The 19,691-nt window shown below is 74.4% G+C and carries 21 protein-coding genes; 6 read left to right on the top strand and 15 right to left on the bottom strand.

Annotated features, from left to right (window positions below):
* Positions 1-10 precede the first annotated feature (10 nt).
* Together gloB and ACT80S_RS17650 are read left to right on the top strand one after the other, a co-directional pair.
* Complete coding sequence (gene gloB / locus ACT80S_RS17645) at positions 11-787, top strand: hydroxyacylglutathione hydrolase (RefSeq protein ID WP_377418294.1); 777 nt, start codon at positions 11-13, stop codon at positions 785-787.
* Positions 784-2,346, top strand: a complete 1,563-nt coding sequence (locus tag ACT80S_RS17650; RefSeq protein ID WP_377418298.1) for a transglycosylase SLT domain-containing protein — start codon at positions 784-786, stop codon at positions 2,344-2,346. The genes gloB and ACT80S_RS17650 overlap by 4 nt, the downstream gene beginning before the upstream one ends.
* 104 nt (positions 2,347-2,450) lie before the next feature.
* Here the strand turns inward: ACT80S_RS17650 and ACT80S_RS17655 are convergent, their stop codons facing one another.
* Complete coding sequence (locus ACT80S_RS17655) at positions 2,451-3,407, bottom strand: hypothetical protein (RefSeq protein WP_377418301.1); 957 nt, start codon at positions 3,405-3,407, stop codon at positions 2,451-2,453.
* Positions 3,408-3,500: 93 nt separating this feature from the next.
* Between ACT80S_RS17655 and ACT80S_RS17660 the strand changes: the two genes are divergently transcribed.
* Entirely contained in the window at positions 3,501-4,331 is an 831-nt protein-coding gene (locus tag ACT80S_RS17660; RefSeq protein WP_377418304.1) for an HDOD domain-containing protein, read from the top strand.
* Between the two features lie 69 nt (positions 4,332-4,400).
* Here ACT80S_RS17660 and ACT80S_RS17665 read toward each other — a convergent pair whose 3' ends face one another.
* The 12 genes from ACT80S_RS17665 to flgB form a co-directional block, all read right to left on the bottom strand.
* The gene (locus ACT80S_RS17665; RefSeq protein WP_377418307.1) at positions 4,401-5,198 is read right to left on the bottom strand and encodes a hypothetical protein; all 798 of its coding nucleotides are present in this window, start codon (positions 5,196-5,198) and stop codon (positions 4,401-4,403) included.
* A 58-nt stretch (positions 5,199-5,256) separates the two neighbouring features.
* Positions 5,257-6,447: a flagellar hook-associated protein FlgL gene (gene flgL / locus ACT80S_RS17670; protein ID WP_377418310.1), complete on the bottom strand. Its 1,191-nt coding sequence runs from the start codon at positions 6,445-6,447 to the stop codon at positions 5,257-5,259.
* A gap of 21 nt (positions 6,448-6,468) precedes the next feature.
* Positions 6,469-8,130: a flagellar hook-associated protein FlgK gene (gene flgK / locus ACT80S_RS17675; protein ID WP_377418313.1), complete on the bottom strand. Its 1,662-nt coding sequence runs from the start codon at positions 8,128-8,130 to the stop codon at positions 6,469-6,471.
* Between the two features lie 10 nt (positions 8,131-8,140).
* Positions 8,141-9,019 carry a flagellar assembly peptidoglycan hydrolase FlgJ gene (flgJ, locus tag ACT80S_RS17680; RefSeq protein ID WP_377418316.1) on the bottom strand — a complete coding sequence of 293 codons (879 nt, stop codon included), beginning with the start codon at positions 9,017-9,019 and terminating at the stop codon, positions 8,141-8,143.
* Positions 9,019-10,143 carry a flagellar basal body P-ring protein FlgI gene (locus ACT80S_RS17685; RefSeq protein WP_377418319.1) on the bottom strand — a complete coding sequence of 375 codons (1,125 nt, stop codon included), beginning with the start codon at positions 10,141-10,143 and terminating at the stop codon, positions 9,019-9,021. The genes flgJ and ACT80S_RS17685 overlap by 1 nt, the downstream gene beginning before the upstream one ends.
* Positions 10,144-10,256: 113 nt before the next feature.
* Positions 10,257-10,958 (bottom strand): flagellar basal body L-ring protein FlgH, encoded by a 702-nt coding sequence (locus ACT80S_RS17690; protein WP_377418322.1) that lies wholly within the window; start codon positions 10,956-10,958, stop codon positions 10,257-10,259.
* Positions 10,959-10,971: 13 nt separating this feature from the next.
* Positions 10,972-11,754: a flagellar basal-body rod protein FlgG gene (gene flgG / locus ACT80S_RS17695; RefSeq protein WP_377418325.1), complete on the bottom strand. Its 783-nt coding sequence runs from the start codon at positions 11,752-11,754 to the stop codon at positions 10,972-10,974.
* A 24-nt stretch (positions 11,755-11,778) separates the two neighbouring features.
* Positions 11,779-12,510, bottom strand: coding sequence for a flagellar basal-body rod protein FlgF (gene flgF, locus ACT80S_RS17700; protein WP_377418328.1), 732 nt, complete (start codon positions 12,508-12,510; stop codon positions 11,779-11,781).
* Between the two features lie 25 nt (positions 12,511-12,535).
* Positions 12,536-13,834: a flagellar hook protein FlgE gene (gene flgE, locus ACT80S_RS17705; protein ID WP_377418332.1), complete on the bottom strand. Its 1,299-nt coding sequence runs from the start codon at positions 13,832-13,834 to the stop codon at positions 12,536-12,538.
* A gap of 14 nt (positions 13,835-13,848) precedes the next feature.
* Positions 13,849-14,175 carry a flagellar hook capping FlgD N-terminal domain-containing protein gene (locus ACT80S_RS17710; RefSeq protein WP_377418335.1) on the bottom strand — a complete coding sequence of 109 codons (327 nt, stop codon included), beginning with the start codon at positions 14,173-14,175 and terminating at the stop codon, positions 13,849-13,851.
* 12 nt (positions 14,176-14,187) lie between these two features.
* Entirely contained in the window at positions 14,188-14,592 is a 405-nt protein-coding gene (gene flgC / locus ACT80S_RS17715) for a flagellar basal body rod protein FlgC (RefSeq protein ID WP_377418338.1), read from the bottom strand.
* A gap of 14 nt (positions 14,593-14,606) precedes the next feature.
* Positions 14,607-15,008 carry a flagellar basal body rod protein FlgB gene (gene flgB, locus ACT80S_RS17720; RefSeq protein WP_377418341.1) on the bottom strand — a complete coding sequence of 134 codons (402 nt, stop codon included), beginning with the start codon at positions 15,006-15,008 and terminating at the stop codon, positions 14,607-14,609.
* Between the two features lie 131 nt (positions 15,009-15,139).
* On the opposite strand from flgB, the gene flgA reads away from it, so the two are divergent.
* The 3 genes from flgA (at position 15,140) to ACT80S_RS17735 (ending at position 16,711) form a co-directional block, all read left to right on the top strand.
* Positions 15,140-15,886: a flagellar basal body P-ring formation chaperone FlgA gene (gene flgA / locus ACT80S_RS17725; RefSeq protein ID WP_377418344.1), complete on the top strand. Its 747-nt coding sequence runs from the start codon at positions 15,140-15,142 to the stop codon at positions 15,884-15,886.
* A gap of 118 nt (positions 15,887-16,004) precedes the next feature.
* Positions 16,005-16,316 (top strand): flagellar biosynthesis anti-sigma factor FlgM, encoded by a 312-nt coding sequence (flgM, locus tag ACT80S_RS17730; protein ID WP_377418346.1) that lies wholly within the window; start codon positions 16,005-16,007, stop codon positions 16,314-16,316.
* 2 nt (positions 16,317-16,318) lie between these two features.
* A complete protein-coding gene (locus ACT80S_RS17735) occupies positions 16,319-16,711 on the top strand; it encodes a hypothetical protein (protein WP_377418349.1) in 393 nt (130 codons plus the stop codon).
* A gap of 52 nt (positions 16,712-16,763) precedes the next feature.
* Here the strand turns inward: ACT80S_RS17735 and ACT80S_RS17740 are convergent, their stop codons facing one another.
* Together ACT80S_RS17740 and ACT80S_RS17745 are read right to left on the bottom strand one after the other, a co-directional pair.
* Entirely contained in the window at positions 16,764-18,890 is a 2,127-nt protein-coding gene (locus ACT80S_RS17740) for a hypothetical protein (RefSeq protein ID WP_377418352.1), read from the bottom strand.
* A 69-nt stretch (positions 18,891-18,959) separates the two neighbouring features.
* Complete coding sequence (locus ACT80S_RS17745) at positions 18,960-19,676, bottom strand: RNA polymerase sigma factor FliA (RefSeq protein ID WP_377418354.1); 717 nt, start codon at positions 19,674-19,676, stop codon at positions 18,960-18,962.
* Positions 19,677-19,691: the final 15 nt, after the last annotated feature.

Below are 19,691 nucleotides of genomic sequence, written 5' to 3' on the forward strand. Positions count from 1 at the left end.
CCGCTCGCTCATGAACTTGACACCCCTGCCGGCCTTCCAGGACAACTATCTCTGGCTGCTGCATGACGGACAACGGGCCGTGGTGGTGGACCCGGGCGATGCCGCCCCCGTCCTCGCCGGGCTGCAGCGGGCCGGGGCGCGGCTCGAGGCGATTCTAGTCACGCACCACCACGCGGACCACACGGGCGGCGTGCAGGCGTTGCGCGAGGCCACCGGTGCCGCCGTCTACGGCCCGGCCCGCGAGCCCATTCCCGAGCCCTGCACCCGCGTGAGCGGCGACGACACCGTCGACGTGCTGGGCCTGCGGTTCCAGGTGATCGACGTGCCCGGCCACACCGCCGGCCATGTCGCCTACTACTGCGACGACGCCGGCGGCGCGCCGCTGCTGTTTTGCGGCGACACCCTGTTCTCGGGCGGCTGCGGCCGCCTGTTCGAGGGCACGCCGGCGCAGATGCTGGCCTCGCTGGGCCGGCTGGCGGCGCTGCCGGGGCACACCCGGGTGTGCTGCGCGCACGAATACACCCTGTCCAACCTGAAGTTCGGCCTGGCCGTGGAACCCGGCAACGAAAAGCTGCTCCATCACCTGCACGCCTGCGAACAGCTGCGTGCGCGTGGCGAACCCACCCTGCCCTCCACGATCTCGCTCGAACGCGAGGTCAACCCGTTCCTGCGCACCCGGCTGCCCGCGGTGCGCGAGGCGGCCCGCGGCTTCGATGCCGCGGCCGGCGGCGGCGACGAGGCCGCGGTCTTCGCCGCCCTGCGCGAATGGAAGAACCAATTCAGATGAAGAAACTGCTGCACCTCGCCGCGCTGGCCCTGCTCCTGGGGCTGGCCGGCTGCGCCACCGGACCGGGCCAGGTCCCGCCCGAACCCGCCGGGAACGCCCCCCAGGCCGCCGTCCCGACACCCACCGCTGCTGCCGCCGCCACCACCCCGGCGCCGCGCACCTACCGCGGGACCCTCAAGCCGATCACGCCGGGCGACGCCCATGGCAGCGGCGTCATGGCGCTGGAAACCCCACCGGACCTGTGGGACCGCATCCGCCGCGGCTTCGCCATGCCGGACCTGGACGGCGAGCTGGTGCGCCGGCACGAGCAGTGGTATGCCACCCGGCCGGACTACATCCAGCGCATGACCGAGCGCTCGCGCAAGTACCTGTTCCACATCGTCGAGGAGCTGGAGCGGCGCAACATGCCCCTGGAGCTGGCGCTGCTGCCCTACATCGAGAGCGCCTTCAACCCGCAAGCCGTCTCCAGCGCGCGCGCCGCCGGCATGTGGCAGTTCATGCCCGCGACCGGGCAGGACTTCGAGCTTCGCCAGAACATCTTCCGCGACGACCGCCGCGACGTGCTGGCCTCCACCCGCGCCGCCCTCGACTACCTGCAGAAGCTGCATGGCATGTTCGGCGACTGGCACCTGGCGCTGGCCGCCTACAACTGGGGCCAGGGCAACGTCTCGCGCGCCATCCAGCGCAACCAGCGCGCCGGCCTGGGCACCTCTTACGCGGACCTGAACATGCCCGACGAGACCCGCAACTACGTGCCCAAGCTGCAGGCGGTGAAGAACATCGTCGCCAGCCCCGAATCGCTGCGCGTCGAGCTCCCCCTGATCGAGAACCATCCCTACTTCCAGACCGTCACCCTCACCCGCGACATCGACGTGGAGCTGGCAGCCCGCCTGGCCGACATCCGCCTGGAGGACTTCAAGGCGCTCAACCCCTCGTTCAAGCAGCCGGTGATCCTGGCCGCCGGCACGCCGCAGATCCTGCTGCCCTGGGACAACGCCAAGGTGTTCCAGCGCAACCTCGACGGCTACACCGCGGGCCGCTATGCCAGCTGGACGGCCTGGACCGCGCCGGCCACCATGTCGGTCGCCGATGCTGCCCGCCGCGTGGGCATGAGCGAGTCCGAATTCCGCGGGATCAACAACATCCCGCCGCGCATGCTGATTCGCGCGGGCTCCACCGTCCTGGCGCCGCGCGGCGCGGGCGTGGTCGAGGACGTGGCCGGCCATGTCGCCGACAACGCGCAGCTGAGCCTCGCGCCCGAGATCCTGACCCGCCGCACCACGGTCAAGGCCGGCAAGAACGACACCGTGGCCAGCCTGGCCGCGCGCCTGCGCCTGAAGCCCACCGACGTGGCGCAGTGGAACGATGTCGCGCCCACGGCCCGCTTCAAGCCGGGCCAGGCGGTGGTGGTCGAACTGCCGGTGCGCGTGGCCGCTGCCGGCGCTGGCGGCAAGGCCCGGGGCAAGGCGACGGCCAAGGCCACCGGCCCGGCGCGCGCCGTGGCCCAGAAGGCGGCGCCCAAGGCCGCCGCGGCGACCAAGGTCGCCCGGGCCCGCTGAACGCTGAACGCTGAACGCTGAACGCTGAACGCTGAACGCTGAACGCTGAACGCTGAACGCTGAACGCGGGGCGCGCGGGCCGCGTCTCCCGGCAGCCCGGCCCCTCAGGGCGCGGGCGTGTCCTCGATCACCATCGGTGCGCGCTTGACGAAGGCATCGAGCATGTGGGCGCGGGTGGCACTGGACATCGGGTGGCCCGGGTCCATCAGGAACGCATGCAGCGCGCCGCGGGTGCCCTCGCGCATGCACTCCCCGCCCAGCTGGGCGCACAGCTCGAACATCAGGCTCCACGCGAGTTCCGGCCGGCAGCGCGCGATGGCCGTCAGCAGCACCTCGCGCACGACGGGCGCCGGGTCGGCGTGCCGGACCAGGAACTCCACCAGCGCCGAGAAGGCGAACAGCGTGGGCCCCTCGCGCATCGGCCCCGGGTCCCGCGTGACCGCGGCCACCACCGGCGCCAGCCGGTGCGGCTGGCCCGCGAAGTCCTGACGGGCCAGGTGGTCGCGCAAGGCGGCGAGCAGACCCGGCATGTCGCCGGCATGCTCGGCGAAGAGTGCGTCGATGGCCACCTGGTCCGGGTCCGGGTCCGGGTCCGGCGCCTGGGAAGCCGGGGCCGTCGCCGCCGACCGAACGGCCTCGGGAGGCTCGGGTGCCGGCAGCCGGGCAGGCGCCGCGGACGGGCCGACCCGCAGCACCGGGGCGACCGGCGCCAGCGTGAGGCGGCCTGCGCGGGCCGGGGCTGGCCGGGCGGGCGGGTCGATGCGATCGAGGACGCGCCGCAGGGCGCGCACCAGCCGCAGGGGCAGCGGCACGGGCGGCGCGCCCGCCGCGCGGCGTACGAGGGCCTGCGCCGGCCTGAGGGCCACGGACTCGACGCCAGGCCGGGACCGGGCGCCCGCCGCGCCGTCGACGCCGCGGGCCGGGAGGGGGGACAGGGGGCCCGCAGGCAAGGGGGCGGGCGCCTCGGTGGCCAGGGGCATGCGGCCGGCCCAGCGCCGGGCCGCGTCACGCAGGCGGCGCAGCCAGCGAACCAGTCGGGTACGCAGGGACGGCAGGCTCATGGCGGGCTCCTCCGGGATGGTCCGTCAGTGGCTGCTCATCCGTAATGGTTCCACCCGGCTACAGCTTCGGCGCGGCGCGCCGAAGAAGGCGTCATGCACGCCGCACCTGCCGCCACGACCGACCGCTGGGCCGACCGCCTCGCCGGCCGACCCGCGCCGGTCCTCGCCGCCACCCGCGAGGCCCTGGAGGCCTGGCGCGCGCGGCCCGACCGGGTGGACGCCAACGCCCTGGCCGACGTGGTCCTGCGCGACCCGCTGATGACGCTGCGGCTGCTGGCCCTGGTGTCGCAGCGGCTCGGGCCGCGGCTGTCGCGGCCGGTGGAAACGGTGACGGCCGGCCTGGTGCTGCTCGGGATCGAGCCCTTCTTCCATGCGCTCGACGGCCCGCCGCCGCTGGAGACGCTGGAGGAGCGCCTGGACGGAAACCCGACGGCGCTGGCGGGCGCGCTGGACCTGGTCCAGCGGGCCCACCGCGCGGCGCGCCTGGCCGCGGCCTTCGCGGTGCACCGCCAGGACGAGGACGCCGAGGTGCTGCACCAGGCCGCCCTCCTCACCCAGTTCGGCGGCTTGCTGCTCTGGTGCGAGGCGCCGCAGGAGGCGGCCGCCATCGCCGCCCGGCTGGCGCAGGACCCGCAGATGCGCCAGACGCAGGCGCAGCGTGCGGAGCTGGGCGTGGAGCTGGCAGTGATCGAGCACCGACTCCTGCAGGCCTGGGGGCTGCCCCCCTCGCTGCGCGCCCACCTGCTGCCCACCGGGCTGGCGGCGCCGGGCGAGCAGTGCGTGGCGCTGGCCGTGCGCATCGCCCGCCACCTGGAGCGCGGCTGGGACAACCCGGCGCTGGCCGAGGATTTCGCGCAGCTCGGGACCCTGCTGCACCTGCCGGCGCCGGCGGCGGCGGCCCTGGTGCGGGAGGTGGAGGGCTGAGGCGCCCCCCGCGCAGGAGCCGGGAATGAAGGCGGCCCGCCCGGGCGTGATGGATTCGCTCGCAGCGTCTCAGAGGAAGGCGTAGGCCCGGTCGAGGCGCTCGGCGCAGGCCTCGTTGAATTGCGCCAGCGCCTGCGCCAGGGCCTCGGGCTCGCAGCGGGCGGCGAGATGGACGCAGACCTCCCGGCCGAAGGCCTCGCCGGCCGGGGCCGCCTCGCTCACCGCCTGGCCCAGGGCCTGCGCCAGGATCCCGGCGATGCGCGGGCCGTAGCGGGGATCGTTGAACAGGACGTCCGCCGACCTGCCGCCGCTCGCCAGCGCGAGCACCGCCCGCAGCGCCCGCGGGTCGGCCTCGCGCTCGAGGAGCGCGTCGGCCATGCCGGCCAGGATGTGGGCCTTGTCCGCGGCGGTGAGCGACGACCTGCAGGCCACGATGTCGGCGCCGACCTTGCGGACGATGGCCTCGCCGCTGGCGCCGGCCGGCAGGGTCCGCAGCTGCCGCCGCAGGCCGCAGGCGACGGCGCTGCGATTGGCCTGTGGATGGCCCGCGCGCAGCAGGACGACTTCGTGGCGCGCCGGGGCCGGCCGGTCCTCCGTCCCGCCGCGAGGAGGCCGGCCCGCGGCGGCAAGCCGGGCCCGCAGCCATGCCAGCAGCCCCGTACCCGCCGCCTGGCGGGGCTCGCGGGCACGCAGCGTGGGGGATGGCGCCGGCGTCGGCCGGGGGGCCCCGCGGCTGCTGGCGACGGGGTCCAGCGGCGAGACCGCCCGGCCGTGGAACGATGCCCCGGAGCTGGCCGGGGGACGGGAGCGCGGGCGGCCGCCGAAGCAGCGGGCCAGGGCCTGGAGCGAAAGCGAGAGGGAGATCATGGCGGGCCCTTCCGGAACGTTCGACCCCGAATGCGTGGACGCCGCCACGCGGGAGTTCCTAGCCTTGCAGTAGCTGGAACAGCGTGGTCCGGCCGACGCTGGAGTACGCCTTGAGGGCGGCCTCCAGCGCGGTCTGGTTGTTCTGCATGTCGGAGATGGCCGAGGCGTAGTCGAGGTCACGCAGGGTGCTGCGGCGGGTCTCGGCGGCCAGGGCCTGGTCCTCGCCGGCGAGCGCGGCGTCCTCCACCTGGCGCAGCGCCTGGCCGACCTGGCTGCGCGTGAGCGTCATGCCGTCGAGGGCGCGGTCGATGCCGGCCTGCACCCGCGCCAGGCGCTCGGCATAGGCGGGGTTGGACATCGGCGTCTCCAGCGTGGCGATGGCCTCGTCCAGCGTCTGGAACACGCTCTGGCGGCCGGCCGGCGACACGTTGAAGGCATCGGCCGGCGCGGGCGTGCCGGAGACCTTCACGCGCTGGCCCTGCAGGGTCAGCGTGCCATCGGCCGGCAGCGGCTGCGCGCTGACCAGGGTGATCCCGGCGTCGAGGTCCTGCACGCTGTAGGTCAGCGCGCCCGGCGCGCCGCCGATGTCGATGCGCAGCGAGTGGCCGGTGAGCTGGGTGGCGTCGGCCACCGCGCCGGGCTCGATCCAGCCGGCCCCGGTGTTGCCCGCGGCCGAGGCGGTGACGAAGACGCCGTTGCCCTGCGGGATGGTCATGAAGCTGCTGCGCCCGTCCACGCTGGCGGCGTAGCGGCCGTCCTCGCCGATGCGCTGCACGCCCGAGGGCGCGGACCACACCGGCATGTCGCCGGCCAGCGGGTCGGCGTTGGTGCCCTGGCCGCCGAAGACCGCACCGCCTGCGCCGTCACGGGTGTTGGCCAGGGCCAGCAGCTGCTCGCGGGCGCCGCGCAGCACCAGCGCCAGGGCCTGGCGCTCACCCGGGCTGTAGGCGCCGTTGCCGGCCGCCACCAGCGACTCACGCGCCGACTGCAGCAGGTTCACGCCCTGGGCCAGGGCGTCGTCGGCGCTGGCGAGCACGCCCTGGCCCAGGTCGGTGGCGCGCTTGTCCTGCGCGAGCCGGGCCAGGTGCGAGCGGGCCATCTCGGCCTGCGCCGCGGCCACCGGGTCGTCACCGGGGCGGGTGACACGCAGGCCCGTGCCCAGCTGCTGCTGCAGCTGCGACTGGCGGGTCTGGCGCGCCTCGATGCCGGCAAAGGCGGTCTGGGAGGTGTGGAGCGTGGTGGGTCGCATGGCGGGTCCTTCGCTGGGCGCTTATCCGCGCGTGGCCGACAGCAGCGTGTCGAACAGCAGCTGGCTGGCCTGGATGATCTTGGCGGAGGCCTGGTAGGCCTGCTGGAACCGCAGCAGGTTGGCAGCCTCCTCGTCGAGGTTCACGCCCGCGGCGCTGGCCTGGCGGGCGAGCGCCTCGTCCTTCATGGCGGCGGAGACATTGGCCATCTCGCGCGCCCCCTGGACCCGGTTGCCGACATCGGCCAGCAGCCCGGCATAGGCCTCGTTGAAGGTCCCGTTGGCACCGGCCAGGCGCGCGAGCTGGCCGAGGGCCAGCGCGTTGCGGTTGTCCGAGCGCGGGTAGGCAGTGGCCTGCAGGCCGAAGCTGTCGCCCGCGGCGGGCGCGCCCTCCAGCGTCAGGCGCCAGCCGTTGTAGTCGGCCGGCGCGGGCGGGATGGCCTGGCCCGGCGTGTACGGCACGTTGCTCAGGTTGCCGCCGGCCAGGCCGGTGATGTTGAAGGTGGTCGGCGGGTTGTTGAAGGTGATGGAGACCGCCAGCGCGCTGTCCGGCGTGGTGCGGGTGACCGAGAAGGCCGCCACGCGCGCGCCGCCGGTGTTGGCGGCGCCGGCCTCGACCATCGAGGCCTGGCCGGTGGCCACCTGGGCGGCGGACAGCGCCAGCGCCTTCAGCCCGTTGGCCACGCCGTCGGTGGCCAGGGCCACGGCGAACAGCGGCTGCCCCGGCGCGCCATTGGCGTCGGTGCCGAGCTGGTGCTGGGCGTTGAAGGCGTCGGCCAGGCCCTGCACGAGGCTGCCCAGGCGGGTGCGGGCGGCCTGCAGGTCCTGGTCGCGGAACTGCATCAGGCCGGCCAGGCTGCCGCCGCCGAGGTCGGGGCCCTCGAGCCACTGGCTGGTGCCGGTGCCGATGTCCAGGCGCAGGCCGGTGGTGCCGGGGCTGGACGGGTCGGGCGCCGCCACCAGCACGCTGCGCTGGGTGCCCACGATCAGGGGCGAGCCGCCGGGGGTGAAGAGGTTGATGCTGCCGTCGGCGCCGGTGACGGTGCGCACCGCCATCAGGCCGCCGAGCTGGGCGATGGCCTGCTCGCGCTGGTCCAGCAGGTCGTTGGGCGGCTGGCCGCCGGCGGCCAGGCTGGCGATGCGCTCGTTCAGGCGCTGGATCTCGGCGAGCCGGTCGTTGACCTGGGTGGCGGTCTGGGCGAGCTGGGCATCGGCCTGGGTGGCCAGGTCCTGCAGCTGCGTGCCCAGGCTGGTGGCGCGCTGCGCGAGGTCCGCGGCGCGGGCCAGGAAGGCCTGGCGGGTGGCGGTGTCGCCGGGGCGGTTGGCGAGGTCGCCGGTCGCGGCGAACAGCTGGTCGATGGAGGCGCCCACGCCGAGGTCGCCGTTGGCGAACAGCGCGTCGAGCTGGGACAGGGCCTCGGAGCGCGAGGCGTCGGCCGCGGCCTGCGAGGTGGAGGCCAGCACCGAGGCGGCGGCGAACTGGTCGTAGCGCCGCTGCACGGTGGCCATGTCGACGCCGCGGCCGAAGAAGCCGGCGCCGGTCATCAGCCCGCCGGCGGTGGCCTGCTGCGCCTCCTGGCGCGAGTAGCCCACCGTGTTGGCGTTGGCGATGTTGTGGGAGATCGTGGTCAGCTGCCCCTGGGCCGCGGCCAGGCTGCTGGTGCCGATGTTCAGGAGCGAGGTCATGCGGCGTTCCTCAGGCCAGCGCGCGCTGCAGCGCCAGCGTGTGGTTGATGGTGCGCGCCAGCTTGGCGGCGTACTGCGGGTCGGTGGCGTAGCCGGCGCGCTGCATCGCGCCGGCGAAGCCCTCGGCGCTGTCGCTGCGCACCGCCTGCGCGTAGCGCGGGCTGGTGGACAGCAGGCGGGCGTAGTCGGTGAAGGCCTCGGCGTAGGAGCCGTAGCTGCGGAACCGGGCGGACTGGCGCACCGGCTGGCCGCCCTCGTACTCGGTGGTGCTCACCGTGGCCACCTCGCCCTGCCAGCCCCGCGTGGCCTTGATGCCGAACAGGTTGAACGAGCCGCTGCCGTCGGCGTTGCGGATCTCGCCCTTGCCCCAGCCGGACTCCAGGGCCGCCTGGCCCAGGATGAAGGAGGCGGGCACGCCGGTGGCGCGCTCGGCGGCCTGGGCGTGGGGGAGCATGCGCTCCAGGAAGGCCTGCTGCTTCGCGTTCGCGGCGCGCGGCGCGGCGGGGCCGGCCGGTGCAGCCGCCGCCGCCGGGGCGCCGGCGTCCTGCGCGGGCCCGGCCGGCGCGGCCTGTGCCGCCGCGGAAGCCGGCGGCGACAGCGCCTTCATCTGCGCATTCAGCTGCTTCTCGATCAGGTCGGCCAGCCCGCCCGGGCGGCCCGAGAACTGGCGCGCGAACTGCTGGTCCAGCATCTGGGTGAAGGTGTCGTTGCCGGCGCTGCCGTCGGCCTTGGGCGTGGCCTCGCGCATGCTTTGCAGCACCATCTGCATGAAGTGCGACTCCATCTGCACCGCCGCCTGGCGGCTGGCCGCCTTCGGGTCCTTGGCGGCCTGGCCGCGCAGGCCGTCGAGCGAACGGGCGTCGACCCCGAGGACGTTGGACGCCTGCATCAGATGATCTCCAGTTCGGCCTTGAGCGCGCCGGCAGCCTTGATCGCCTGGAGGATGCCGATCAGGTCCTGCGCGGTCGCGCCCAGGGTGTTGAGGGCCTTGACGATGTCGGCCAGCTCGGCGCCGGCGGGCAGGTTGAACAGGATGCCGGGGTCCTGCTGCACGCGGATGTCGACCTTCTCGGCCTGCACCGTCTGCCCGCCGCTGAAGGCATTGGGCTGGCTGATCACGGGCGTGCTGGAGACGGTGACCGACAGGCTGCCGTGCGCCACGGCGACGGGACCCAGGCGTACCGACTGGTTCATCACCACCGAGCCGGTGCGGGCGTTGACGATCACCCGCGCCTGCGGCGGCGCGAGCAGCACCTCGAGGTTCTCGATCTCGGCGATGAAGTCCACCCGCGAGCCCTGGGTCGGCAGGCGCACCTGCACGACCCGCGCGTCGAGGGCCTCGGCCGTGCCGGCGCCCTGGCTGCGGTTGATGGCCGCGGCCACCCGGCGCGCGGTGCTGAAGTCGGTGGCATTGAGCTCGAGCTGCAGGGTCTCGGCCTGCAGCGCGCCATTGGGCACGGCGCGTTCGACGGTGGCGCCGCCCGGCACGCGGCCGGCCAGCATGTGGTTGATGGCGACCTTGCTGCCGCCGGCCTGCGCGCCCGCGCCGCCGATGACGAGGTTGCCCTGGGCCATGGCGTAGATCTGGCCGTCGGCGCCCTTCAGGGGCGTGAGCAGCAGCGTGCCACCGCGCAGGCTCTTGGCGTTGCCCAGGGAGGAGACGGTGATGTCGATCTGCTGCCCGGGCTGGGCGAAGGCGGGCAAGGCGGCGGTCACCATGACGGCGGCCACGTTGCGCATCTGCGGCGTCACGCCCGGGGGCAGCGCCACGCCGAACTGCTGCAGCAGCGACTGCACGCTCTGGCCGGTGAACTGCACCTGGTTGGTGGCGTCGCCGCTGCCGTCCAGGCCGACGACCACGCCGTACCCGATCAACTGGTTCATGCGCACGCCGGAGACGCTGGCGAGGTCGCGGATGCGCTCGCTGCCGCCACTGGCGGCGCCGGCGGCCTGGGCGGCCGCTGCCAGGACGAGGGCCAGGCCGCAGAGGAAGTGCCGGGCGATCGGGAACATGGGGGGCCTCCAGACTTGCATGACGTGACCGAGTATGGAAGCCGGCGCCGGAAACTTAAGCGCGGATAAGGCGGGGGTTCGGGGGCGATTTGGAACCGCCCTGCCCGCCCCGGTCAGACCGGCGCGACGCTGAGGAAGAAGCGCGTGAGCCAGCCCATGCCCTGGACCCGGCCGACGTCGCCGCGGCCCCGCTGCTCGAGGCGCGCCTCGGCCACGTGCATCGAGCTGACCAGGTTGCCGCCGCGGATGCGGGCGGGGTCGACGATGCCCGAGAAGCGCAGCACGTCCACGTTCTGGTTCACGCCGATCTGCTTCTCGCCGGTGACCAGCAGGTAGCCGTTGGGGAGCACCTCGCGCACGAGGACGGTGATGGTGCCGGAGAAGCTGTTGTTGCTGCCGGTCTTGCCGTCCGCGTCGTGGGTGGCGGCGGAGTTCGCGTCCACGCCCAGGCGCCCGAGCAGGCGGGCCGATCCGAAGGGGATGGCCGAGACGCCGGCCGAGACCGAGCCGCTGCGGTCCATCTTGCTGGTGGACTGCTGGCTGGCGCTGACCTGCTCCTCGATGACGATGATCAGCGAGTCGCCCACCATGCGGGCGCGCCGGTCCTCGAACAGCGGGCGGTGGCCGGCGGCCTGAAAGATGGCGCCGTGGGGCGCCGGCGGCAGCGGCGCGGCCTGCGGCGCGGGGCTGCCGGCGTGCATGTCGACCGGGGGCACGGTGACCGTGGCGCAGCCGGCCGCCAGGGCCGCGGCGGCGGGAACGAGCAGGCGGGCGAGCCGGGCGAAGCGGGCGAATCGGGCGATGCGGGCGCGCATGGCGGGGCCCCCTTCACAGCTGCGCCAGCCGGGCCAGCATCTGGTCCGAGGTCTGGATCGCCTTGGAGTTGACCTCGTAGGCGCGCTGGGTCTGGATCATGGCCACCAGCTCCTCGACGATGTTCACGTTGGAGCCTTCCACCGCCGCCTGGTGGATCACGCCCAGGCCCGGCGAGCCGGGGTTGCCGGTCTGCGGGTTGCCCGAGGCAGCAGTCTCGGCATAGAGGTTGCCGCCGCGCGGGTCCAGGCCGGCGGGGTTGGTGAAGTAGGCCAGCTGGATCTGCCCGATCTGCTGCGGCGCGGTGGCGCCGGGCATCTGCGCGGTGACGATGCCGTCGCGGCCGATGGTCACGCCGGTGGCGGTCGCCGGGATGGTGATGCCGGGGCTCACCGCCAGGCCGTTGGAGTTCACCAGCTGGCCCTGCGCGTCGACCTGGAACGAGCCGTCGCGGGTGTAGGCAAGGGAGCCGTCGGGCTGCTGCACCTGGAAGAAGCCGGCGCCGTTGATGGCGAGGTCCAGCGGGTTGCCGGTGGAATTGATCGCGCCCTGGCTGAAGTTGCGTGCGGTGGCCACGGCCCGCACGCCGGTGCCCAGTTGCAGGCCGGTGGGCAGCTGGGTCTGCTGCGTGTCGGGCGCGCCGGCCTGGCGGATGCTCTGGTACATCAGGTCCTCGAAGACGACATGCGCGCGCTTGTAGCCGTGCGTGCTGCCGTTGGCGAGGTTGTGGGTGATGGCATCCAGCTGGGTCTGCTGGGCCTCCAGGCCGGTCTTGGCGGTGGCAAGGGAACGCATCATGGCGGCTCTCCGTTCGGGTTCGGGTTATCGCTGGGACAGCAGCTGCGCGGCGTGCTGGTCGTTCTGCTCGGCGTTGCGAAGCAGCTGCATCTGCACCTCGTACTGGCGGGCGGCGGCGATCATCCCCACCATCGACTCGACGACGTTGACGTTGCTGCCCTCGAGCGCGCCGGACGACACCCGCACCGCGGGGTCGGCCTCGGCGGGGTCGCCGGAGGTGGTGCGCATGAGGCCGTCGGCCCCCTTGCGCAGCTCGCCCGGCGCGGGGTTCACCAGCTTGAGGCGGCCGACCACCTGGGCCGGGCCGCTGCCGGCCTGCGCGGTGACGGTGCCGTCGGCGCCGATGGACACCTTGGTGCCGGGCGGGATGTTGACGGTGCCGCCCTCGCCCACCACCGGCATGCCGTTGTAGACGACGAGGGTGCCGTCGGCGCTGACCTCCAGCCCGCCGTGGCGGGTGTAGGCCTCGCCGCCGTCGGGCGTCTGCACCGCGAGCCAGCCGGTGCCCTTGACGGCGACGTCGAGATCGCGGCCGGTGGACTGCACCGCGCCGGCCTTGGCGTCGAAGCCGGCGGTGGCCTCGAGCGAGACCACGCGGGTGCTGGCGCCGTCGCCGCGCACGGGCACCGCGCGGAAGGCCACCTCGTCGGCGCGGAAGCCGGGCGTGTTGGCGTTGGCCAGGTTGTGCGTGAGGCCGTCCTGCCGCTGCATCAGGGCGCGGGCACCGGAGGCGGCGGTGTAGATCAGGCGGTCCATCGCTCAGGCCTTGGCGTTGCGGGGATCAGCGCAGGTTGACCAGCGTGGACATCATCTGGTCCTGGGTCTTGATGGTCTGCGCGTTGGCCTGGTAGGCGCGCTGCGCGGTGATCATCTCGACCAGCTGCGCGGTCACGTCGATGTTGGAGTCCTCCAGCGCACCGCCCTGCAGCAGGCCGAGGTTGGCGGAGCCGGGCGCGCCCAGGGCGGGCTGGCCGGAGACCGGCGTGGCGCGCCACAGGTTGCCGCCCACCGGCGCCAGGCCCTGGTTGTTGCGGAAGTCCGCCAGCGCGATCTGCGCGGTCCCGACGGTCTTGCCGTTGGAGTAGCGCGCTTCCACCGTGCCGTTGCTGGTCACGCCGAAGCCGGTGAGCTGGCCGGCGGTGTAGCCGTCCTGCGAGACCTGGGTCACGCCGAAGCTGCGGCCGAACTGCGTGCTGCCGGTGAAGGAGACCGAGACCGGGGCGGTGGTGGCGCCGCCGGCCAGCGTGGCGCTGGAGAACGGCAGGTCCAGCGCCAGGTCGCCCGGGGTCAGCGCGCCGCCGGCGAGGCTGCCGCTGGCGGTGGTGTTGAGGGTGCCGTCGGCATTGAAGGTGAGCAGGCCCGCGGGCTGCTGCGCGCCGCCGCCGGCGACGGCGGGCACGGCGCTGCCGTTCATGGCAGCATAGACCTCCCACTGGTTGTCCACCGCGGTGCGGCGGAAGTACAGGGAGACGACCTGCTCGTTGCCCTGCTGGTCATAGACCGAGACCGCGGTGGACGAGGTGAAGGAGGCGGTGTCCGTCAGCGAGAAGGCGGGGGTGGCGGCGGTCGGCGCGGCGGTGCGGCCGTCGAGGTTCAGGCCCAGGCTGGCGGTGGTGGTGGCCTTGGGCGCGATGCCCTGGGTCGGCAGGTTGATGGAGCCGGAGACGCCGGCGGCCTTGCCGGTGACCGGGTCGATGGCGAAGCCCTGCAGGCGCATGCCCTGGCTGTTCACGACATAGCCCTGGTTGTCCATGTGGAACTGGCCGTTGCGGGTGTAGGCCACCTCGGAGCCGTCGGAGCGGGCGACCTGGAAGAAGCCGGTGCCGTTGATGGCCACGTCCAGCGGGTTGTCGGTGGTGCGCACCGGGCCCTGGGTGAACTGCTGCATGACCGAGGAGATCTCCACGCCCATGCCGGCGTCGCTGGACGCCTGGGCGCTGTTGGCGCTGGCGTAGACGCCGGCGAACTCGGCGCGCGAGAGCTTGGCGCCCACGGTGGCGGCGTTGGCGATGTTGTTGCCGATCACCTCGAGGTTGCGGGAGGCGGCGTTCAGGCCGCTGATGCCTTGCTGGAAGCTCATGTCGGTCTCCGGGTTCAGGTGTTGGGGTTGGCGGGGTCGGTAGCGATCGCCTCGGGCAGGCGCTGCGCCATCAGCTCGCGCAGGCTGGCGAACTGGCCAGCGAGGGATTCGACGGTGGTGTTCAGCTTCTCGATGCCGGCGACCGTGTTGATCTGCGCGATCTGGCTCGTCATCTGTGCGTTGTCCATCGGGTTCAGCGGGTCCTGGTTCTTCATCTGCGCCACCAGCAGCTGCATGAAGCGGTCCTGCTGGTCGGCGGCGCTGGTGGTGGAGGACCTGCCGGCGGGCGATGCCGTGGCGGCGGTGCCCGCCGTGGTGCCGGTGATCGGGGGGGTGGCCATCTCTGCGCTCCTTTACTGACCCATCTGCAGGGTCTTGGCGAGCAGCTGCTTCGCCGTGTTCATGACTTCGACGTTGTTCTGGTAGGCGCGCGAGGCCGAGATCATGTTGACCATCTCGTCGACCACGCTCACGTTGGAGTGCGTCACGTAGCCCTGCGCGTCGGCCATCGGGTGGGCCGGGTCGTGCACGCGGCGGCCGGGCGCCTCGCTCTCGGTGATGCCCGAGACGCGCACGCCGGGCAGGCCGCCGGTCTCCTGCACCTGGGCCTGGAAATGCACCTGGCGGGCCTGGTAGGCCTTGCCGTCGGGGCCGGCCACCGCGTCGGCGTTGGCCAGGTTGGAGGCGACCACGTTCAGGCGCTTGGACTGCGCGGAGACCGCGCTGCCGGAAATGGCGAAGACGTTGAAGAGGGTCATGGCGGCGTGTCCCTTCAGGATTGGCCGGAGATGGCCGACAACATGGTTTTCACGTGGCCGTTGATGAAGCGCAGCGTGGCCTCGTAGCGCACCGCGTTGTCGGCGAAGTTGGCGCGCTCGCGGTCCAGGTCCACGGTGTTGCCGTCCAGGCTGGCCTGGTCGGGGTTGCGCCACTTGAGTTGCGCCTCGTCCACCCGGGCGGGCGGGGCGAGGTGGCCGGCGCGGGTCGTGGCGGCCGCCACCGGGCCGGCCTGGCCGGCGCGGGCGTCGGCCAGCGCCGCGGCGAAATCGAAATCGCGGGCCTTGAAGCCGGGCGTGTCGGCGTTGGCGATGTTGGCCGAGAGCACCTGCTGGCGCTTGGCCAGGAGCTCCAGGGCGCGGCCTTGGTGGTCGAGGGTTCGGGTGAAGAGGTCCATGGGCGGGTCCGTGTCTTCTGCGTGGAGGCAAGTGTGGGAGCCGCATGCGGAAACTTAAGCGCCGATAAAGGCCGGGTTTGCGCAGCTTTTGGCGGCAAGCGCCGCGCCCCGGCTGCCTACAGTCACTGCCCATGAACCGCCGCCCCGCCCGCCGCGCCCGCCGCGCCCCGTCCCCCCTCGCCGCCCTGCTCCTGGCCGGCCTCGCCGGCCTGTCCGCCCTGGCCGCCGCGCCCGCGCGCGCCCAGGTCTCCTTCGACGAGGGCGTGCTGCGCGCCTGGCTGCAGCAGCAGCTGGCCGCCACCGCGGTGCGCGAGGGCCTGACCCGTTATGAGGTGCAGGGCCTGGGCCCGGTGGAGTCGGCCGCCACGCTGGCGCCCTGCCGCCGCGCCGAGCCCTTCGTGCCGCCGGGCCTGCGCGCCTGGGGCCGCGTGACCTTCGGCGTGCGCTGCGTCGACGGCGCGGCCTGGAGCGTGCTGGTGCCGGCCCAGGTCGCGGCCTGGGGACCGGCCGTGGTGGCCGCGGCGCCCCTGCCGGCCGGCGCCGTCCTGGGCGAGGCCGACCTGCGGGTGCAGGAGGTGGAGCTCACGCGCGAGGCCCCCGGCGTCGCCCGCGACCCGCAGGCCCTGGCGGGCAAGGCGCTGGTGCGGGCGGTGGCCGCCGGCCAGCCCCTGCGCCCCGAGCTGGCCCGCGCGCCGGCGGCCCTGCAGGCCGGCGACCCGGTGCGCCTTCGCATCCAGGGCCCGGGCTTCGCCATCACCGGCGCGGGCCAGGCCCTGGCCGGCGCCGCCCTGGGCCAGCCGGTGCGGGTGCGCACCGAGCTGGGCAAGGTCCTCCAGGGCGTGGCCCGCGAGGGCCGGGTGGTGGAGGTGGCGCTGTGACCCGCCCGCCCCCCGGTCCGAGGAAGCACGGAAAAACCGTGCTTTTTCTTCCTTCAGTTTCCGAAAGCGCTGCCGAAAATGGTGGAAACGGCCATTGCCCGGCCGCCAGGAGCACCCCATGACCCTCAAGATCGGACCGAACTCCCCCCTGCCGCCGGTGGCGGCGGAGACCTCGGCCACGACGGCCCGCGAGACCGGCGCCAGCCGCGCCACCGCCTCGGTGGCCGCCCCGGCCCAGGACCGGGCCACGCTGTCGGCCGCCGGCGCGAAGATCAGCGAACTGGCCGGCTCGGCCGACTTCGACCAGGCCAAGGTCGACGCCATCCGCCTGGCGATCCGCGAGGGCCGCTTCAGCGTCAACGCCGAGGCCATCGCCGACCGCCTGATCTACGAGGCCTCGGCCCTGGTGGGCGGGCCCCGCACCCACTGACCATGCAGCGCGTCCCGGCCCAGCCCCGGCCCGCCCTCCCGCCCGCCTCGCTCGGCCTGGCGGGCCTGTGGGCCTTGCTGGAGACCCAGGCCACCGCCCTGCGCGAGGGCCGGGCCGACGACCTGCCCGCGCTCACCGCCCAGATGCAGTCGGCGCTGGTGCATGCCCAGCGCTTTTCCATGACCGCGCCGCCCGAGCAGCTCCAGGCCCTGCGCCAGCTCGCCGCGGCCAACCTGGCGCTGGCCCAGCGCCGGCTGGGGGACGTGGAGGCGGCGCAGGAGGCGCTCCTGCCGGCCATCCCGGCGATGCAGGAGGCCCAGCGCCGCAGCACCTACGCCCCGGCAGGCCGCCTGGGCGTGCCGCGCATCTCGGGGCGCTCGCTGGGCCGCGCCTGAACGGCCCACCCGCGGGCGTACGCGTGGGCGTGGCCGACGGCGCGCCAGCACCTCAACGAACCGCGAAGGCGTCCTCCGCCCGCAGCACGCGCTGCCACCAGTCCAGCGTCGCGCGGGCGGGCGCGATGGCGTCCTGCGCCAGCAGCCCCAGCTGCTGCGAACGCGCGAGAAAGCGCAGCTCCCGCCGCAGCCAGTCCTGCACCGGCGCGCCCCCCTCCCCCAGATCTGCCCGCCCATAGGCCGCCACCAGCGACTGCGTCAGCGCGTCGCGGCGCGGGCCGGGCCCTTCGTGGGCGATCGCCATCGCGATGGCCGGGCGGGCCCGGTCCAGCCACTGCCAGGGCAAGGTGCCGGTCGGGCGTTGCGCCGCCGCGCCGAGCAGGCGGGCCGCGAGGTCGCCGCGCTCGGCCAGGGGAAGCGGGGAGGTCATGAGGATGTCCAGCCAGTCGCCGAGCACCGCCTGCGGCAGGTCCTGGCCGTCGACGGACCACGCCAGCAGGGACCGGAGCAGCGCGCCGAGTCCGGCCTCCGGCAGGGGCGCGGCCACGGCGCGGCGCAACAGGCCCGCCATCACCTGCGGCCGGTCCCGGTGGTCCAGGACGCGCCAGGCGTCCCGGATCGCCCGGGCATCGATCGCCACCGGGCCGGCCTGCGGGTCGCCGGCCAGGGCCAGGCCCTGGCGGAGGGTCTCCCGCAGGGGCTCGGGCGCCGCCAGCAGCCGCTGGCGCACGGCCAGCTGCACGGCGTCCTGCACCGCGCCCGGGGGCTGGTAGCAGCGGAAGTAGCCCGCCAGGCCGACCACCATGGCCCGCGCCTGGGACGCCGGCATCAGCAGGCCTTGCGGCCCGGCGAGGGCCGCGGCGATCGCGGTCGCGACGCCAATGACGCCGCCCTTGGGCGGTGCGAGCTGCAGGAGGCTGGGCACCAGGCGGCCCGCGGCGAAGGCGGACCAGCCCGGCCCGGGCGCGAGCCCCGGCAGGCGGCTCGCCAGCCGCTCGACGACGCGGTTGCAGGTGGCCGCGTCCGCCCAGCGCGAGCCGAGGACGCGGCCGGCCAGCCGCGGGGCCAGCACTGTGTCGCTGCCCACCGCATCGACCAGGAGGCAAAGCGCCGCATCGCGCGTGCGGTCGGTGAAAGGGCGCGGCGGGTCCGCGGGCAGGACATGCTCCAGCAGCAGGTCCAGGGCCGGCGCGGACAGCCGCCGCCCAGGCCCGGGCAGCGCCCGGAGCAGGGCCTGCAGGGCCGGCAGGTTGAGGCGCTCGCCCGCCAGGGGCGCTGCGTCGTCGGGCGGCAGCAGGGCGGCGATGGCGGCGCGCTGCAGGTCGGCGGGATGGGTGTCGAGCTGCAGCGCGCCCAGGGCTTCGACGAGCAGGCGGGCGCAGGCCGCGCCGGCCGCGGCCGGCTGGCCCTCGACCCGCACGGCGCGGGCGCCCAGGGGACGCAGCACCGCCTGCGCGCAGTCGACGGTGAGGTGGGCGACCGAGCCGCACCAGGCCTGCACCGCGCCGGCCACGAAGGACGCGAGTGTGCCGCCGTGCTGCCCCTCGCAGGCCGCCCCGGCTTGCGCCATCAGGCCGCCCACGACGGCCGCGGCGCGGTCCGTGTCCATCGGCACGCCGCCGATGCGCGTGACCAGCTGGCGCGCGAGCTCGTGGCATTCCGGCGGCGCGAAGCCGGCGGCCAGGCGGGCCACGGCGCCGCCCAGGGCCGCCAGCGCCGCAGGCGAGGGGCGGGGCGGCAGCGGGTGATCCGCGAGGAGGAGGTCGAGGGCCTCGCCCGCCAGGGTGGCGATCAGGCCGGCGCCTGCGGGCGCCATCGCCTCGGCCTTGCGCTTCACGGGGCGGGCCGCGAGCGGGGTGTCGACCGGCGGGCCGGCCTCCCCCTTGCGCTCGGCGCGGTCCCAGGCCGGGCCGGTTGGCAGCCCGTGGCGCGGGCTGGCCGCGGAGGGGCCGCCGCCGTGCAGCGGGTGGCGGCCGAGAAAGCGGGCCGGGCCGGCGGACGTCAGCGGCGTGCGGGCCTGCTTGGCCGGGCGCGCCAGGGCCGGCGCATCGCCCGGGATGCCGGCCGGCTCGCGGATCCCCGGGGGGGCCCACCCGCCGGCACGGTCACCGGCACCTTCACCGGCCCACGCGTCGCCCCACTCGCCCGCTGCATGGCGGATTCCGCTGTTCGCTTGCATGCCTCTCCCCTTCGGACAAAAGGGAGCTTGGTCGTGGAAGCGCCCGGCGGGTTCCGGGCGGCGCGGGCTTTACCAGTCCTTCAGCCGCGAACGCAGCCGGGCGACTGACTGGCTGTGGAGCTGGCAGACGCGCGATTCGGTCACGCCCAGCACGGCGGCGATCTCGCGCAGGTTCATGTCGTGCTCGTAGTACATGGACATCACGTACTGCTCGCGCTCGGGCAGGTCCTCGATGGCGCGCACCAGGGCCTCGCGGAACTTGCGGTCCGACAGCTGCGAGGCCGGGTCGGCCTTGTCGTCGGGCGCGATGTGGCGGTCCAGGTAGTGGGTCTCGGCGTCGTCGGCCTCGTAGTCGTCGGTGTAGACCAGTTGCGCGCCGCGCACGTCGGTGAGCATGGCGTGGTAGTCGTCGATCGACAGGCCCAGGTGGGCAGCGATCTCCACGTCGCTGGGGGCGCGCCGCAGGCGGTGCTCCAGGGCGTGCACCGCACCGGCGATCTCGCGCTGGTGCTTGCGCACAGAGCGGGGCACCCAGTCGGTGCCGCGCAGCTCGTCGAGCATGGCGCCGCGCACGCGCTGCATCACGAAGGTCTCGAACTGCGCGCCGTGGCCGACCTCGTAGCGCTGCATGGCATCCATCAGGCCCATCATGCCGGCCTGGATCAGGTCGTCCATCTCGACGTTCGCGGGCAGCCCGCCGATCATCTTCGCGGCGGCGCGGCGCACCAGGGGCAGGTAGTCCTCGATGCGGACCTGGGCCTGCAGGGTTCCTTTGGCGTTGTACATGGCGGGCTCTTTCTG

The sequence above is a fragment of the Ramlibacter sp. MAHUQ-53 genome, from assembly GCF_052600055.1.

What these genes read in the sequence shown, in the direction of transcription:
- gloB (WP_377418294.1), top strand. Translation starts at nt 11, where the DNA reads ATGAACTTGACACCCCTGCCGGCCTTCCAGGACAACTATCTCTGGCTG.
- ACT80S_RS17650 (WP_377418298.1), top strand. Translation starts at nt 784, where the DNA reads ATGAAGAAACTGCTGCACCTCGCCGCGCTGGCCCTGCTCCTGGGGCTG.
- ACT80S_RS17655 (WP_377418301.1), bottom strand. Translation starts at nt 3,407, where the DNA reads ATGAGCCTGCCGTCCCTGCGTACCCGACTGGTTCGCTGGCTGCGCCGC.
- ACT80S_RS17660 (WP_377418304.1), top strand. Translation starts at nt 3,501, where the DNA reads ATGCACGCCGCACCTGCCGCCACGACCGACCGCTGGGCCGACCGCCTC.
- ACT80S_RS17665 (WP_377418307.1), bottom strand. Translation starts at nt 5,198, where the DNA reads ATGATCTCCCTCTCGCTTTCGCTCCAGGCCCTGGCCCGCTGCTTCGGC.
- flgL (WP_377418310.1), bottom strand. Translation starts at nt 6,447, where the DNA reads ATGCGACCCACCACGCTCCACACCTCCCAGACCGCCTTTGCCGGCATC.
- flgK (WP_377418313.1), bottom strand. Translation starts at nt 8,130, where the DNA reads ATGACCTCGCTCCTGAACATCGGCACCAGCAGCCTGGCCGCGGCCCAG.
- flgJ (WP_377418316.1), bottom strand. Translation starts at nt 9,019, where the DNA reads ATGCAGGCGTCCAACGTCCTCGGGGTCGACGCCCGTTCGCTCGACGGC.
- ACT80S_RS17685 (WP_377418319.1), bottom strand. Translation starts at nt 10,143, where the DNA reads ATGTTCCCGATCGCCCGGCACTTCCTCTGCGGCCTGGCCCTCGTCCTG.
- ACT80S_RS17690 (WP_377418322.1), bottom strand. Translation starts at nt 10,958, where the DNA reads ATGCGCGCCCGCATCGCCCGATTCGCCCGCTTCGCCCGGCTCGCCCGC.
- flgG (WP_377418325.1), bottom strand. Translation starts at nt 11,754, where the DNA reads ATGATGCGTTCCCTTGCCACCGCCAAGACCGGCCTGGAGGCCCAGCAG.
- flgF (WP_377418328.1), bottom strand. Translation starts at nt 12,510, where the DNA reads ATGGACCGCCTGATCTACACCGCCGCCTCCGGTGCCCGCGCCCTGATG.
- flgE (WP_377418332.1), bottom strand. Translation starts at nt 13,834, where the DNA reads ATGAGCTTCCAGCAAGGCATCAGCGGCCTGAACGCCGCCTCCCGCAAC.
- ACT80S_RS17710 (WP_377418335.1), bottom strand. Translation starts at nt 14,175, where the DNA reads ATGGCCACCCCCCCGATCACCGGCACCACGGCGGGCACCGCCGCCACG.
- flgC (WP_377418338.1), bottom strand. Translation starts at nt 14,592, where the DNA reads ATGACCCTCTTCAACGTCTTCGCCATTTCCGGCAGCGCGGTCTCCGCG.
- flgB (WP_377418341.1), bottom strand. Translation starts at nt 15,008, where the DNA reads ATGGACCTCTTCACCCGAACCCTCGACCACCAAGGCCGCGCCCTGGAG.
- flgA (WP_377418344.1), top strand. Translation starts at nt 15,140, where the DNA reads ATGAACCGCCGCCCCGCCCGCCGCGCCCGCCGCGCCCCGTCCCCCCTC.
- flgM (WP_377418346.1), top strand. Translation starts at nt 16,005, where the DNA reads ATGACCCTCAAGATCGGACCGAACTCCCCCCTGCCGCCGGTGGCGGCG.
- ACT80S_RS17735 (WP_377418349.1), top strand. Translation starts at nt 16,319, where the DNA reads ATGCAGCGCGTCCCGGCCCAGCCCCGGCCCGCCCTCCCGCCCGCCTCG.
- ACT80S_RS17740 (WP_377418352.1), bottom strand. Translation starts at nt 18,890, where the DNA reads ATGCAAGCGAACAGCGGAATCCGCCATGCAGCGGGCGAGTGGGGCGAC.
- ACT80S_RS17745 (WP_377418354.1), bottom strand. Translation starts at nt 19,676, where the DNA reads ATGTACAACGCCAAAGGAACCCTGCAGGCCCAGGTCCGCATCGAGGAC.